The following is a 13748-nucleotide window of genomic DNA, read 5'->3' on the forward strand; positions in this document are numbered from 1 at the left end:
ACGCCCGCGTCGTTGCGCGTAGATCAGGCTGCGTCGGGGCGAGGTCCCCGGCGCCGGCGGCGGCGACGTGGCGTCGTGGTGCCGTCGCGGTGTTCGGCGCCACCACCGTCGTGCGTGCCGGCGCCGTCGGCGGTGCGCGGTGGTGTGTCCGCTGAGCCGTGCGACGCGCTCGAGTCCGATGCGCCGGACGAGCCGCCGCGCGAGCGACGACGACGCGACCCGGATCGTCCGTTCGACGACCCGCCCTCCACAGTCGAGACGGTCTCGGTGCGCGGCGCGGTGACTATGCGACCCTTCGTGCCCTCGGGGATGTCGAGGTCCGTGTACAGGTGTGGGCTCGACGAGTACGTCTCGATCGGCTCCGGCTGACCGAACTCCAGCGCGCGGTTGATGAGGGCCCACTTGTGCAGGTCGTCCCAGTCGACGAAGGTCACGGCGATACCCGTGCGCCCGGCACGCCCGGTGCGGCCTGCGCGGTGCAGGTAGGTCTTCTCGTCATCGGGAATGGTGTGGTTGATCACGTGCGTCACGTCGTCGACGTCGATGCCGCGGGCTGCGACATCCGTGGCGATCAGCACATCCTTCTTGCCGGCCTTGAACGCGGCCATCGAGCGCTCGCGGGCCTCTTGGCTCATGTCGCCGTGCACCGCGACAGCCGAGAAGCCGCGGTCCTGCAGCTCGTCGACGAGCTTCTGCGCAGCCCGCTTCGTGCGCGTGAAGATCACGGACTTGCCGCGGCCCTCGGCCTGCAGGATGCGGGCAATGACTTCGTCCTTGTCGAGCGAGTGAGCACGGTAGACAAGGTGACGGATGTTGGCCTGCGTGAGACCTTCATCGGGGTCGGTCGCCCGGATGTGGATCGGGTTGCTCATGAACCGGCGCGCGAGGGTCACGATCTGGCCGGGCATCGTCGCCGAGAACAGCTGCGTGTGGCGGACGGCGGGCACCCGCTGGAAGATCTTCTCGATGTCAGGGAGGAACCCGAGGTCGAGCATCTTGTCGGCCTCGTCGAGGACGACCTCGGTCGCGTTCGAGAGGTCGAGGAGTCGCTGGCCGGCGAGGTCGATGAGGCGACCGGGCGTTCCGACGACGATCTGCGCGCCGGCCTTCAGTTGGTCGATCTGACCCTCGTAGGCCTTGCCGCCGTAGATGGCCACGACGGATGTCGCGCGATTGCTCGTGAGCATGTCCATGTCTTCATAGACCTGGACGGCAAGCTCACGCGTGGGAACCACGATGAGCGCCTTCACGCCCGGCGCGGGCTCGAGTCCGAGTCGCTGCACGACCGGGATGCCGAAACCGAAGGTCTTGCCGGTGCCGGTCTTTGCCTGGCCGATGATGTCCTGGCCGGGAAGGCCGAGGGGAATGGTCTGTTCCTGGATGGGAAACGCATCCACGATGCCGCGCTCGGCGAGCGCATCGACGATGTCTTGATCCACGCCGAGATCGGCGAAAGTCGTCACGATAAAAGCCTGTCTGGCAGCTCCTGCTGCCGCTGGTGTCGGATCCACGCCCTTCACTCAGCCGCAGGCGCGGGGCTCCGGGCCTACGCCGGAGACTGACTCAGTCTACTGGCGAGCGCTGGATGACCCCTCGGAGCGGCCTCGCCCGGCGGGTCGCCCCGTGCTGGCCCTAGGCTGTGTGCGTGGTCGACTGGAAGTTTTGGCGCAAGAGCCGTCCGCTGGCCGCGACGCTGTCGTTGCGGTCTCGGGGCGACTTCGGTGACGCGCACCGCGTCGATTTCGAAGAGCTCGCTCCCGACATCGATGTCTTCCTCGGCCAGGCCGCATATCTGCAGCTCGGGTTCTTCGAGACCCTCAGCGAGCTCATCGCCGTGACCCCGTCGCTCGAGAAGAAGGAAGCGCTGTCGCGAGCTGCCGGAGCAGCGCTGACCAAGCACGAGGCCCTCGTGGGTGTCATCCGTGATCGCGGAGATGACCCCACCGCGCTGATGCTGCCCTTCCGGGAACCGCTCGATCAGTTCCGCCGGGCCACCCATGGTGTGCGCCCGCAGGAGACGATGCTCTCGGTGCACATCATCGCCGGCATGCTCGACGACTTCTATCTCGCCCTGGCTGCCAGCTACGCAGAAACGGGGCGTCGGGTGGCGCGGATTCTCGGTGCGGATGCCGACCGCCAGGCGGTCGTGGAGATCCTGACCGAAACGATCGACAGCGACGACGAGTGGCGCTCACTGCTGGCGATGTGGGGGCGACGCCTGGTGGGCGACACGCTTTTGGTTGCGCGCGCAGCCCTTCGACCCAAGCACCTTCAGCTGCAGGACGAGCAGAAGGTCGAGCCGGTGTTCACGCAACTCATGGCCGCGCACTCCCGACGGATGGACGACCTCGGACTTGCCGCGTAGTCCGCGCGGTGAAGCTCAGGCGACGAAGCCGACGCGGCGAGCCTCTTCGGTGCCGACCTCGACGTAGGCGAGTCCTGCCGTGGGGACGATGTAGGCGTTGCCGCGCACATCGGTGAAGGTGACGTGAGTGGCGCCGGAGTCCAGCGCCTCGGCGACGGACTGGCGCACGTCAGCGGCAGAATCGTTCGTCTCGAAGTTCAGCTCGCGACCCGAATTCGTGATGCCGATGCGAATCTCCACGTTCCTGCCTTTCTCATGCCCCCGTGCGACGGGTGTCGTAGGTGCATGGCAACTCTACGACACCGTGATGTCCTCGGGGCTGGGTAGCGTCGTCGTTATGGATCGCTCGCAGGCACAGGTCGTCGCGCTGCCCGCAGATGCGAGCGGGCTGGTGGTTGGCGCAGCAGGCACGGGCAAGACATCGGCGATCCTCGCGCGAACGGCCCGGCTCCTGCGCGGCCGGCGCGTGCGCCCTGACGATCTGCTGATCCTGACGCCCACGCGCCAGACCGCGACAGACCTCCGCGACCGGGTGACTGCCGATCTCGACATCGCAACACCGGGACCCTTGGCGCGCTCGATCGCGTCGTTCGCCTTCCAGATCGTGCGCTCACGAGCCGTCGCGGCGGGTGATCCGCTTCCGCAGCTTCTCACCGCTCCTGATCAGGATGCTGTCATCGCGGATCTTCTCGAGGGCGACGAGGCTGACGCCGAGGAGGGGACGTCCCGGTGGCCGGATTCTTTGGGCACCGCAGTGCGACGATCCCGCGCGTTCCGGTCGGAACTCCGGGCCCTGTTCGCGCTCGCCACCGAGCTGGGGCTCGCGCCCGAAGATCTCGAGCGCCTGGGTGCCGACCGCGCCAATGGGGTGTGGTCGGCGGCCGGCTCGTTCTGGCGCGAGTACCGGTACGTGCTCAATCGACTGCGCCCGGCTCACCGCGATCCTGCCGAGGTGCTCCGTGAGGCCACCGACGCGTTGCAGCTCGGTCGTGTCGCCGCAGTGCCGAGCCTTCTCATGGTCGACGATGCGCAAGAGCTCAGCTGGGGGGCGGTGGCGCTCCTGGAGGCTGCGCAGGCGCGCGGAATCGCCGTGCTCGCTTTCGGTGATCCCGACGTCGGATCCGGTGCATTCCGCGGCGCCGGTCCCGAGACCTTTGCCCGGCTGACATCGATGTTTGCCGATCGATACGTGTTGCGAGGTCAGCATCGAAGCCGACCCAACCTCGTGCGAGTTGCCCGAACCGTCGCCGGATCCATCGGAACCGCGGGCGCGGCAGAGCACCGCCTGGCCCCGGATGCCGGACTTCCCGCCGCTGAGTCAGCCGCACACGACGCGGGCCAGATCACGACGACGTGGGCATCCTCGCCGCACGAAGAGCTCGATGCGATAGCGCGGACGCTGCGCTCGTGGCACGTCGCGGACGGGCTTGCGTGGCGTGAGCTCGCCGTCATCGCGCATGACACGCGCCAGGTAACGAGGCTCGCGGCCGAGCTGGCTGCACGCGAGGTTCCGACGCGCGCAGCCAGCGCGGCGGGGCCGCTCGGGGAAGAGCCCGCGGTGCGGGGCCTGCTGCACCTCGTGCGCCTGGGGATGATGTCGCCCGCCGAGCGGCCTGCCGAGGAGCTGGCGGCGGCGCTGACGTCACCCTTCGGTGGCCTCGATGCGATCGGGCTGCGGCGTCTGCGCGCTGTGCTGCGAGCGCAGGAGTTCGAGGGGGAGAGCAGGCGCGCGGCGTCCGAGCTGCTGACCGAGGCGATGGCCGAACCCGCCGCGTTGGTGCTGATCGACACGCCCCAGGCGCGAACTGCCCATCGACTCGCGCAGACCCTCGCTCAGATCCATGCCGCGGCAGCCCGTGGCGATTCCGCCCACGAACTGCTCTGGACGGCGTGGGACAGGTCGCAGTTGGCTGGGCCGTGGCGAGAGCGAGCGCGCCTGGGCGGAGCAGAGGGGGCGGAGGCCACCCGATCTCTGGATGCTTTGGTCGCCCTTTTTGCGGCAGCCAAGCGATCGGCTGAGCGTGAGGACGAGGATCCGGCCCGGTTCCTTGCCGAGATCCTCGGCAGCGAGGTACCGGAGGACTCTCTCGCAGCGGCACAGCGCCGCGACGTCGTCGAGATCCTGACCCCGGCGGGCTCGCTGGGCCGCGAGTTCGAGGCCGTCGTGATCGCGGGCGTCCAGGACGGCGTCTGGCCCAACACGCGGCTGCGCGGGAGCCTCCTCGATGGCTGGCGGCTCGCAGACGAGACACAAACATGGCGTCACGGTGGGACGCCCGTGGCCCTCGACGTTCTCGACCGCCGCCGGAGCGTGCTGCACGAGGAGCTGCGGTTGTTCGAGCGCGCGCTCACGCGGGCCCGCGCACGCGTGCTCGTGACGGCCGTGGATGACGAGGATCAGTCGCCCAGCGCGCTGTTCTCGTATCTTCCCGAGCCGCCGCCGCGCCGCGTGGATCGACATCCGCTCACCCTCCGCGGCGCGGTCGCCTCGTACCGGCGGCAGCTCATCGAGGCGACGGGCCACGCTGCCACCGAGCACGCCGCCACACAGCTGGCTGCGCTGGCTCGAGCCGGTGTGCCCGGCGCCGATCCTGCGTCGTGGTACGGCGTGAGCGAGCGTACGGGTGAGGGTGGCATCCACGATCTGACTCGCGCACCTGTCTCGATCTCGCCGTCGCGCGTTGAGGCCTTCGAGGAGTGCGGGCTGGACTGGGCAATTCGCGAGCTCGGCGGTGACTCCCGCACCTTCTCGGCGGGCCTCGGCACGATCTTGCACGCCGCGATGGAGTCAGCTCCCGACGGAACGTTCGAACTGCTCGACGCCATCGTCGAAGAGCGGTGGGGTGAGCTCGACTTCGAAGCCGACTGGCTCTCGAGGCAGGAGCGCCAGTGGGCAACGACCCTCACCCGCAGACTGGCGAGCTACCTGCGCGAGTTCGCCGCCCGTGGGGGAGAAGTGGCCGGCGCCGAAGCGCGTTTTCGCATCGCGATCGTCGCCGGTGGCGACGGTCCGAACGTGGTCGCGATCACCCAACCTGGTGCACCTCCCGAGGGAACCGTCGCGATCATCAGCGGATCCATCGACCGGGTTGAGCGGTGGCTCGAGGATGCTGGCCCCCGCGTTGCCGTGATCGATCTGAAGACGGGGCGATCCGAGGCCCGCGTCTCTGATGACAAGGTGGCCACCGACGCGCAGTTGGCGGCATATCAGCTTGCGGTGAGAGCAGGAGCGGTTCCCGGGGCTGCGCACGGGCAGCTCGTGGGTGCCCGCCTGCTGGTGCTCTCGAAAACGCTCAAGGGATCGGATTACCGGATGGCGCAACAGCTGCCGTTGGACGCCGACACCCGGTCCGCACTTCTTCACCGCATCGTCAGCGACGCCGAGGCGATGGCTGCCCACAGCTTCACCGCGTACCCCGACGTCCACTGCAACGACGATCATTTCGCCGTGTGTCGTCTTCACACCGTCAAGCCGGTGAGTGCGCCGTGACCGGACCCGGATCGGGCGGCTCGCTTCCCGCCGTGCGGCTGTCGTCGCTGCAGATCGCCGAGCTTCTCGAGCTGCCTGCGCCCACCGAGCCGCAGCAGCGCGTGATCGAGGCGCCGCTGTCTCCCGTCTTGGTGGTGGCGGGTGCCGGGAGCGGCAAGACCGAAACGATGGCAGCGCGGGTTGTGTGGCTCGTCGTCAACGGCATCGTCCGTCGCGACGAGATCCTCGGTCTGACGTTCACGCGTAAGGCTGCCGGCGAACTCGCTGAGCGGATCGAACGGCGCCTCGCCCGCATCGACGCCCTCGCCCGCGAGGGCCGAATCGAGGCGACTGCCGAGACGAATGCGGAGCACCTGCTCCTGCGCCCACGCGTATCGACCTACAACGCGTTTGCCGACTCGCTCGTGCGCGAGCACAGCGCCAGGATCGGACGCGACCCCGATGCTGCGCTCCTGAGCCCCTCGGCATCCTGGCTCCTCGCGCGAAGGATCGTGATCTCCTCACGCGATCCTCGGCTCGCCGACCGCGAGGACCGGTTCGGCACTGTCGTCGACAGTCTGCAGCGCCTCGCCGGCGAGGTCTTGGATCACGGCGTCGACCTCGACGAACTCTCGGCGTTCGGCGACCGTGTCGCGCGCAGTATCGAACCGGCCTGTAACCCTGCGCTGGCATCTCCCGGCGACATCGAGAAGTTCCACACGGCGATGAGCGCGCTTCCACTTCTCGCCGGGCTCGTGCGCGACTACACGCGGGCAAAGGCTACGCAGGGAACCGTCGATTTCGCGGACCAGGTCTCGGGTGCCCTCCAGATCGTGACCGCTGCACCATCGGTTGCCGACGAGGTGCGCGGTCAGTACCGCGTCGTGCTGCTGGATGAGTATCAAGACACGTCCGTCCAGCAGACCCAGCTCCTGGCGGCGCTGTTCGCCGACGGTGCGGTCATGGCGGTGGGCGACCCGCATCAATCGATTTACGGATGGCGCGGCGCGAGCGCAGACAACCTTGCCTCTTTTCCCGCAGCGTTCGCCCGCACCGTCGCCTGCACGCATGTTGCGCTCATGACGAGCTGGCGCAATGACTCCCTCATTCTGGATGCCGCCAACGCACTCATTGCCGACCACGGCGCCCGTGGCATCGAGATTCCGCCCCTCGAGCCGCGACCGGGGGCTCCTGCAGGTCACGTAGGGCACGTGTATGCCAACACGATCGATGACGAAGCGGCCGAGGTGGCGGCCTTCTTCGCGCGGCTGCGTGCTGAGCATGAGCCAGCACGCGGGGGCGGGCGCGGCGAGGCGCATTCGGGTGCCATCCTCTTTCGCACCAAGCGCCACATGACGGTCTTCGCGAACGCTCTCGCCGAGCGGGGAATCCCGCACCGCATCCTGGGGCTCGGCGGACTGCTCTCCACCCCCGAGGTCGTCGACGTCGTCGCTGTGTTGCGCGTGCTGGACGATCCGCACCAGGGCTCCGCGCTCATTCGCATCCTCTCGGGACCGCGTTTCGGGCTCGGACTGTCAGATCTTGCAGCCCTGCGCCGGCTCGCCGACACCCTCGCGCGCCGCGGTGCCGATCTTGCTCCGCTGGCGCCGGAGGTCCTCGCCCGGATGCGGGATTCGGTCGGTCCCGACGAACAGGCATCGATCGTCGACGCCCTCGACAGGATCCGTTCGTTGCGGCCGGGCAGCGTGCTCCTCGCGGACTTCAGCCCCGACGGGGCCGAGCGGCTTCGGAGCGCCTCGGCGATGTTTCATCGCTTGCGCGGTGTGCTCGGCGGTCCGATTCCCGAGGTCATCCGAGCGATCGAGCGCGAACTGCTGCTCGATGTCGAGCTCGCGGCGAACGAGACCCGGGGTCCGGCGGGTCTTGCCACCGCGCAACTGCGATCGTTCCTCGACGAGATCCAGGGATTCCTCGCCGTCGACGAGCGAGGGTCGCTCTCAAGCCTGCTCGCGTGGCTTGACCACGCGGAAGAGACGGACGAGCTCATGCCGCGCACCGAGCCGCCGGAACCTGGGGTCGTTCAGTTGCTCACCATCCACGGGTCCAAGGGGCTGGAGTGGGATGCCGTCGCGGTTGTGCGAATGGTGCAGGACGAGCTGCCGGCGAGGCCCCGGTCGACGCAGGGCTGGATGGGATACGGCACGTTGCCCTACCGGTTCCGTGGTGACCGAGCCGCGCTTCCGGCGCTTGCCTGGGAGCAGGCCACAGATCGCAAGGGATTGCGGGCCGCCATCGCGCAGTTCAAGGCATCCGTCAAAGAGCACCTCGCCGGTGAAGAGCGGCGGCTGGCCTACGTCGCCGTGACGCGGGCGCGGAGCGATCTGCTGCTGACCGGGTCGCGGTGGGGAGGCCAGCGCGACCAGCGCGCACCCAGCGTCTTCCTCGACGAGATCGGCGCGGCCCTCGGGTGGGAGTCCACCGGCTCGACCGACGACAGCGCGAACCCCTACGAAGATCGCCGAGGGCCGGCCGTGACCTGGCCCATGGACCCGCTCGGGTCACGGGCAGACCGGGTCCATCGCGCGGCGCAGCAGGTGCGACGCGTTCTGGATCGATGGCAGAGGGAGCCCTCCGTGGAGCCGGACATCGACCCCGAGATCGTGCAACTGCTGGCAGAACGAGACGAGCGCGCCGCGCTGCGTCTTGCGGTCAGCGAAGGCCCCAGCCGGGTCGCGGCTTCACGCTTCAAGGACTTTGTTGTCGATGCGAGCGCAGCGCTCGACGAGTTCGTTCGTCCCATGCCCGAGCGGCCCTACCGTGCGACAACCCTGGGGACGCGTTTTCACGCGTGGGTCGAGTCCCGGTCGGGTCAGACCGGCCGAGGGGCATCCCTGGACGATGCGCTGTGGGAGCTCGACCTCGGCGACGACGAGGGCATCGACCTCGGCGAGGACACCGATCCGGCGGCGGAGACAGAGGACGCGGCCCTGACACGGCTGCAGGAGACATTCCTGCGCTCCGAATGGGCGGGGCTCGCTCCCCTCGAGGTCGAGACCGAGATCGATATGTCCCTGCGCGGTGCGGCGGGGGTGGAGCAGATCATCTGCAAGCTCGATGCCGTCTACCGGCGCGAGGATCGGGGCGGAAGGATCGAGATCGTCGATTGGAAGACCGGTGCTCCGCCACGATCGGCGGCCGATCGGAGCAACCGGATGCTGCAGCTCGCGCTGTACCGCCTCGCGTATCACAAGCGCACGGGCGTGCCCCTGGACGAGATCGACGTGGTGCTCTACTACGTCGCCGACGATCTCACGATCCGCTCCGACCGCGTCTACTCGGAACCGGAGCTTGCCCACCTCTGGAACGCCGCGCGTGCGGCGCGGGCCGGCTCGTCAGCGTCAGAACCGTCCTCGGACGCGAACAGTGCCGGGGAGGCTGTCGCCGGAAGGATGATGGGAGCCGTGACGAGTTCGGACGTGGCAGCACTCTCACCCTCGCTCTCCAGCGCGGGCACTGCCTCGTCACCCGCTGCAGACGAGTCGCCTTCTGCGTCGGGCTCATCGGCCGACTCGTCGAGCTGAGCGTCGTCCTCGACGGGGAGCCACATGGCGAGTTCTTGGGGATCGTACGTGTCTGTGTGCATCGACGTGTCTGCCGGCTGCGCCTCAGTGTCAGCGAGCGCTGCCGATGTGTCGGGAACGCTCCCCAGGACCGCCATGGCATCGTCCATCCCCGACGTTGTCCGAACAACGAGATCGTCGGCACCGACGGTGTCGGCCAGTGACGAGAGCAGCGCTTCGGCGTCGGCCACGATCGCGCGATCGTCGGCGTCGTGGCCGTGCAGGAGCCAGGCCGCGAACTCGAGCTCGGCGTGCAGGCGAGCTCGCGAGCGCAGCAGGCCGTCAGGGGCTCGGCTGCTCGCAGCGACGTACGCGTTGAGGACATCGCCCGCCGCGGCGGGTGCCGAAGCCAGCCACTGCAGGTCTACTGCCGGATCGCCGACCTCGACGGCGTGCCAATCGACGACGCCGACCACGGTGGGTGCCCCGCCCTGATCGCCGAGAAAGAAGCTGGAGGATGACGCGCCGCCGAGGACCACGGTCGGTTCGAAGCGCCAGAGGTCATCGTCGGCGATTGCTCGACGCCACCGCGACACCAGCGCGCGCGGCATCCGCTTGGTGTGCTCGGCTCGGTCGACAAGGCGGGATGCTTCGTCTCTGACCTGCTCTGCCGAACGAACCACCAAGCCCGCCTCGCGAGCCCACGACACGGGGAGAGCATGCGTGGCGGCGAGAGCTTCGGCAACCGCCGGAGCAACGCCGGGGCCCGCGGGGACCTCGGCAGGGTCGACGCGATAGCCGGCGATGAAGCTCGTGATCACGGCGGTGTCATCTGCCAGGGGGACTTCGCCGAGCAGCTCCGGCGCAGCGTACGGCACCAAAGCGCGTACGCCAGGAGTGAGCGCGCGGAGGGCCCGCGCGTCGGCGCGGAGGTCGTCGGCGGCCTCCGGGTCCGTTGCCACACGGATGACGACCTGGGCGCCGGTGTCGAGAGTCGCTTGCACGGCATCCACGCGGCCGGTCGAATTCTCGGTCAGCGGGGCGACGGCGACGATGTCGGCATCCGGCGCGACGGCTGAGACCGCCGCGGCTAGAGTGAACAGGGTGCGCGCCATGTGCCCAGGGTAGGTCTGGCAAGCGCCGCAGCCGTCGCGCCACGCCCTTGAGGGAGGTCCTCGTCCCATGCGCTCCTCCGCCGTCCCACCGCTGGCTCGCAGTGGCTTCGACCGCGCTGAGCATCGGAGAACGGCGATCGGATCCGCGCCGGATGACATGGCTCTCGTGCTTCCGGTGCACAGCGACCGCGCTCCGGTGACAGCGGACTCGGGTTCGGGCGCTCCGCTGCGTTGGTGGCCGTCCACCGACCCCGCACTGGCGGGAGCCGATGGCGAATACGCCTTCCTCGGTTCTGGACCCGATGGCACCGACCGCTGGGTTCTCGCCCTTCGGGAGGTTCCGCCGGGCCTGGATGACGCGGTTTCCTGGGCGTCTCTGCGCGTCATCGGGGGGGAGCTCGGCGACGCCGACGGTGGGGCTTTGGTTGCGGCAGTGAGTCTCGGGCGCTGGCTACTGGACTCGGCGCACTGTCCCCGCTGCGGATCGATGAGCCAGCTGCAGTCCGCCGGCTGGTCGCGGCGTTGCCCCTCGTGCGAGCACGACCTCTTTCCCCGGACCGACCCCGCCGTCATCGTCGCTGTCACCGATCCTGCCGGCACCCGGCTGCTGCTCGGATCGCACGTTGCCTGGGGCATGGGGAGGTTTTCGTGCTTTGCCGGGTTCGTCGAGGCCGGCGAATCCCTCGAGGCGGCGGTCACGCGAGAGATTCTCGAGGAGGCCGGCGTGCACATTGAGGACATGACCTACGTTGCGTCCCAGGCGTGGCCGTACCCGCGCTCGCTCATGGTCGGCTTCAGTGCAGTGACGAGCACCGAGATCCCCGTCGCCGATGGCGAGGAGATCATCGAGGTCCGCTGGTTCGATCGAGCTGAGATCGGGGCCGCGCTGGCCGGCGATTCGGACGTGCAGCTTCCCGGGCCGAGCTCCATCGCGCGCGCCCTCATCGAGCAGTGGTATCGGTCGGCGCAGCAGTGAACGCGCTCGACGGTCTTGACGAGCAGCAGCGGGAGGCGGTGACAGCGCTGCGCGGGCCGGTGTGCGTGCTTGCCGGCGCCGGTACCGGCAAAACCCGAGTCATCACGCGGCGGATCGCGCACGGCGTCGACACCGGCGCGTACTCGCCGGGTCGTGTCATGGCGCTCACCTTCACCAGCAAGGCCGCCGGTGAGCTGCGGGGGAGGCTCCGGATGCTGGGTGTTGACGGGGTGGCAGCTCGCACTTTCCACAGTGCGGCCTTGGCCCAGCTCAACTATTTCTGGCCCACGCTTGCCGGCGATCGGCCGCCGGCGATCATCGACAACAAGGTGCGGGTTCTTGCACACGCCGCCGATGGCATCGGACTGGAGCTCGACACGCCGACTCTGCGCGACGTCGCCGCCGATATCGAGTGGCGCAAGGTCACGATGCGTACGATCGACGAGTACGCGCGCCTCCGTGCGGGCGCCACCGTGGGGAGGCTGCCGGTCTCGACGGCGGCTGAACTTCACCGAGCCTACGAGGCACTCAAAGACGAGCGTCGACAGATGGATTTCGAGGACGTGCTCCTGGCGTGCGCCGGGATGCTCGAGACTGAGGCCCACGTGGTGGCCGCCGTTCGCGAGCAGTACCGCCACTTCACCGTCGATGAGTATCAGGACGTGGCTCCGCTCCAGCAGCACCTGCTCGAACTGTGGGTGGGGGAGCGGCGCGATCTCTGCGTGGTCGGCGACGCGAGCCAGACCATCTATTCGTTCGCCGGCGCGGATCCGAGGTTCCTTATCGAGTTCCCGCGGCGGTGGGACGATGCCCGCGTCGTCGAACTGCACCGCAACTATCGTTCGGATGCCGCGGTGCTGGCCGTGGCCAACGACCTCATGCGAGAACGCCCGGGGGCCGTGCACCTGACGGCCGCGGCGGCGAGGACAGCACCCTCGTCCACGCCGACCGTGTCGAGCTATCGCGACGAGGCCGACGAAGCGCGCGGCGTGGCTGTGCGCATCGCTGAGCAGCTGCGAGCGGGAGTGGATCCGGCATCCATCGCCGTCCTCTACCGCACCGGAGCGCAGTCTGCGGAGATCGCGGCGGCGCTTGCTGACGCCGGGATCGCGACGACGGTGCTGGGCGGTCGCCGGTTCTTCGACCTTCCAGAGGTGCGCCAAGCGGTGCTGGCGCTGCGCGGCGCGTCGGTCGCACCGTTGGAGCGAGGCTTCATCGACGCCGTCCGCGACATCCTCCGATCCCTGGGCATGACCGACCAAGCGCCTCCCGCGGGCGGAGCCGTGCGTGAATCGTGGGAAGCGCGCGCGGCGATCCTGCGGCTTGCCGAAGAGGCACCGGCCGGAACGACCATGCGTTCGTTCACCGACGAGCTCATGTCCCGCGCGCGGACGCAGGACGAACCGACCCTTCGTGCTGTCACCCTCGCGACCCTGCACGCGGCCAAGGGTCTGGAGTGGGACCACGTGTACCTCGTCGGTCTTGCCGAAGGGTTGCTGCCGATCGCATACGCTACCCACTTCGAGCAGATCGACGAAGAGCGCCGCCTTGCCTACGTCGGCATCACGCGGGCACGGCGATCCCTGTCGCTGTCGTGGTCCGCGGGATCGCGGGGGCGCTCGCCGTCGCGCTTTCTGCAAGAGATCCGCACGAGCACTCGGGATGCCGCTCCCACTGCCGGTGCTCGGCGCCGGCTGTGAGCGTCAGTCGCACACTCAGCCCGCCGCGACCTGCGAGCAGCAGCCTGCCGGTGTGAAGGGCTGCCTCGGCGGCAAGCGTTGCCGGGCCCGCCGGATCGCCCCGTCCGATCAATTGCGCAGTCACCAGCGGCCATGCCGGATCGCGGTCGCGTTCGTGAGCTGAGACGCAGCCCAGACACGCGCTCTGGCCCGGCAGAACGAGCGGACCGATCTCGGACTCGCCAGCGCCCAGGACGATCCCGATGTGCGGGATGTCCTCGCGCATCCAGGTGGCAGCTCGGCGCGGATGCAGCCCGTGCGCGGCAACCATCACGACGGCATCCTGGTCCCGCGACGTGTTCGTCGACGCGTCGATCCCGAGGTCCTGCAGTCCGTCGCGGATGTGCGGCCCGTACCGGGCCGCGGGATCGTCGACCACCTCAACTCCGACGCGCAAGGCGGTCCCGCTGCTGACGATGACGGGGCTCAGCCGGCCAAGCAGCGCGTCCACGTCGGCTGCCGCGACCCCGAGGGATCGGGCGAGCGCGCCCACGCCGACCTCCGCGATGCCTTTGCCCAGCTCGCGGATCACCTGCAGCTGCCAGAGCGCCGGCTCATCGAGC

The 13748-nt window shown here is 69.0% G+C and carries 7 protein-coding genes and 1 pseudogene; 5 read left to right on the top strand and 3 right to left on the bottom strand.

Annotated elements, in window-relative coordinates; genetic code table 11:
* Positions 1 to 23: 23 nt before the first annotated feature.
* Positions 24 to 1463 carry a DEAD/DEAH box helicase gene (locus tag BGO47_RS03255; protein WP_292708526.1) on the bottom strand — a complete coding sequence of 480 codons (1440 nt, stop codon included), beginning with the start codon at positions 1461 to 1463 and terminating at the stop codon, positions 24 to 26.
* Positions 1464 to 1645: 182 nt separating this feature from the next.
* Here BGO47_RS03255 and BGO47_RS03260 point away from each other — a divergent pair, with 182 nt between their 5' ends.
* Positions 1646 to 2365, top strand: a complete 720-nt coding sequence (locus BGO47_RS03260) for a ferritin-like fold-containing protein (protein WP_292708528.1) — start codon at positions 1646 to 1648, stop codon at positions 2363 to 2365.
* Positions 2366 to 2380: 15 nt separating this feature from the next.
* On the opposite strand, the gene BGO47_RS03265 is transcribed toward BGO47_RS03260, so the two are convergent.
* On the bottom strand, positions 2381 to 2605 hold the full coding sequence (locus BGO47_RS03265) for a DUF3107 domain-containing protein (protein WP_292708530.1): 225 nt from the start codon (positions 2603 to 2605) through the stop codon (positions 2381 to 2383).
* Between the two features lie 97 nt (positions 2606 to 2702).
* Between BGO47_RS03265 and BGO47_RS03270 the strand changes: the two genes are divergently transcribed.
* Positions 2703 to 5855 (top strand): ATP-dependent DNA helicase, encoded by a 3153-nt coding sequence (locus BGO47_RS03270; protein WP_292708532.1) that lies wholly within the window; start codon positions 2703 to 2705, stop codon positions 5853 to 5855.
* Positions 5852 to 9376 (top strand): ATP-dependent DNA helicase, encoded by a 3525-nt coding sequence (locus BGO47_RS03275; protein WP_292708534.1) that lies wholly within the window; start codon positions 5852 to 5854, stop codon positions 9374 to 9376. Before BGO47_RS03270 ends, BGO47_RS03275 begins: the two co-directional genes overlap by 4 nt.
* 338 nt (positions 9377 to 9714) lie before the next feature.
* Here BGO47_RS03275 and BGO47_RS03280 read toward each other — a convergent pair.
* A pseudogene (locus BGO47_RS03280) lies at positions 9715 to 10629 on the bottom strand (phosphotransferase); the annotation flags it as partial.
* Here BGO47_RS03280 and nudC point away from each other — a divergent pair.
* Both nudC and BGO47_RS03290 read left to right on the top strand, forming a co-directional pair.
* The gene (gene nudC / locus BGO47_RS03285; protein ID WP_292708536.1) at positions 10538 to 11446 is read left to right on the top strand and encodes an NAD(+) diphosphatase; all 909 of its coding nucleotides are present in this window, start codon (positions 10538 to 10540) and stop codon (positions 11444 to 11446) included. The pseudogene BGO47_RS03280 and the gene nudC sit on opposite strands and share 92 nt — an antisense overlap.
* Positions 11422 to 13146, top strand: coding sequence for an ATP-dependent helicase (locus BGO47_RS03290; protein ID WP_292708538.1), 1725 nt, complete (start codon positions 11422 to 11424; stop codon positions 13144 to 13146). The genes nudC and BGO47_RS03290 overlap by 25 nt, the downstream gene beginning before the upstream one ends.
* Positions 13147 to 13748: the final 602 nt, after the last annotated feature.

This window comes from Microbacterium sp. 67-17, assembly GCF_001898325.1.
Lineage (GTDB): Bacteria > Actinomycetota > Actinomycetes > Actinomycetales > Microbacteriaceae > Microbacterium > Microbacterium schleiferi.